This is a genomic window from Sphaerisporangium sp. NPDC005289 (genome assembly GCF_040607455.1).
Taxonomy (GTDB): Bacteria; Actinomycetota; Actinomycetes; order Streptosporangiales; family Streptosporangiaceae; genus Sphaerisporangium; species Sphaerisporangium rhizosphaerae.
The window spans coordinates 1-1641 of the sequence record NZ_JBEXGS010000064.1; the positions used below are offsets into that span (position 1 = coordinate 1).

A 1641-nucleotide genomic window follows, 5' to 3' on the forward strand; every position below is an offset into this window, starting at 1 on the left:
GGTGGGTTCGGCGGTGTTTCCGGTGTGGGTGGCCTGGAAGCCGATCTCGACGGTGGCGCCGGGGGCGAGGGTGCCGTTGAAGTCGACGTTGCGGGCGCTGACCTGGCCGCTTGTGGGCGAGTAGGTGGCGTTCCAGCCTGAGGTGATGGCCTGGCCGGAGGGCAGGGTGAAGACCAGGGTCCAGCCGTTGATCGTCGAGGCCGTGGTGTTGGTGATGCCGATGCTGGCGGTGAAGCCGTTGTTCCAGCTGTTCATGGTGTAGGCGACCCGGGGTCCGGTCCCGCCGCCGGTGGGCGTGGGGGTGGGTGTCGGGGTGGGGGTGACCGACGGAGTGGGCGTCGGGGTGGGGGTGGGTGAGGGGCCGCCGCCGGCGATGCTGGTCACGAAGGTCGTCATGCTGCGGGCGGGAAGGGTGACGGTGAGGGAGCCGTTGGACATGCTGGTCGCCGCCTGGGAGGCGACGTTCCTGTTCGCGTCGGTCACCCAGGAGGAGACGCTGCCGGATGCGGTGGTGTTGGACAGGGTGAACTGCTGGCTCACCGCGGAGGTGTTCTTGTTGACGGCGACGATGACGACCGCGTCGCCGTTCCGGTAGGCCGAGACGTAGACGTTGGAGGCCGGGTTCGCCGTCGCGTCGATCCGCACGTATCCGGGGCGGACGAACCTGGCGAACTGCGCCATCATGGCGCCGCGCTTGCTGATCTGGCCGTCTTCGCGCATGGGGCCGTAGCTGCGCCGGATGGTCCACCAGACGTAGGTCTGGAACTCGGCGTCCACCATGGCGTGGTGGATGTGCTCCCCCACGTCCAGCGCCTGCGGCCACAGGTCCCCGGAATCGGTGCTGTTGGGGTAGTAGACCTCGGTCATCCAGAGTTCTTTGCCGGCGCCCTTCTGCTTGAACAGCGGGTAGGGGAAGTTGGAGTAGGAGGTGCCGTAGAGGTGGGCCCCGATGATGTCCACGTTGGCGAGCGCCGTGGCGTCGTTGAGGATCGGGTCCGACATGCTCTTGATGTACTGGAAGGACTCGGGCGCGATGACCCTGGTGCCGATCGAGCCGGCGTTCTCCCGCAGGAAGCGCACGATTTCGGCGCTGGTCCACCACGTCCAGTCCTGCGCGTAGTCGGGCTCGTTCTGCACCGATATGGCGTACAGGTTCACCCCGTTGTTGCGCATGTAGGTGGTGAAGTCGTTCAGGTGCTTGGCGTAGGCGGCGTACGAGCTGTACTTCAGGCGCTTGGCGTTGGTCTGGCTGCCGCGGGTGAAGGTCTCGGTCATGCCGGCGGGAGGATTCCACGGCGAGGCGAAGACCGTCGCCCCGAGCTCCACCGCGCGCTTCGCCGTCGCCAGGTCACGGCTCCAGTCCGACTGGTTCTCATTGACGGGGATCCGCAGCACCGAGAACCCCAGCTTGCCATCGCCGTTGCCGAACGCCGTGTCCCGCTGGGCGGCCGTCAGGTCGCCGATCCACGCCGCGTGGGCCATGCCGCCGAAACCCCGGATCGTCTGCCGCTGCGCCGCCGGATTGATGACCGCCGTGGCGGCCGCGGCCTCCGTGGCCCCCACGACCGACGCCGCGGCCGCGATGACCGGCACGGCCCCGATCGTCGTCAGGACGCTCCTCCGGCTCAGCGCCTTCCGCTC

At 68.3% G+C, this 1641-nt stretch carries 1 protein-coding gene; it reads right to left on the reverse strand.

All coding sequences use genetic code 11. The features are described from left to right. On the reverse strand, positions 1–1593 hold a 1593-nt coding region (locus ABZT47_RS40300), incomplete at its 3' end, for a cellulose binding domain-containing protein (RefSeq protein ID WP_354854095.1). Between the last annotated feature and the right edge of the window lie 48 nt (positions 1594–1641).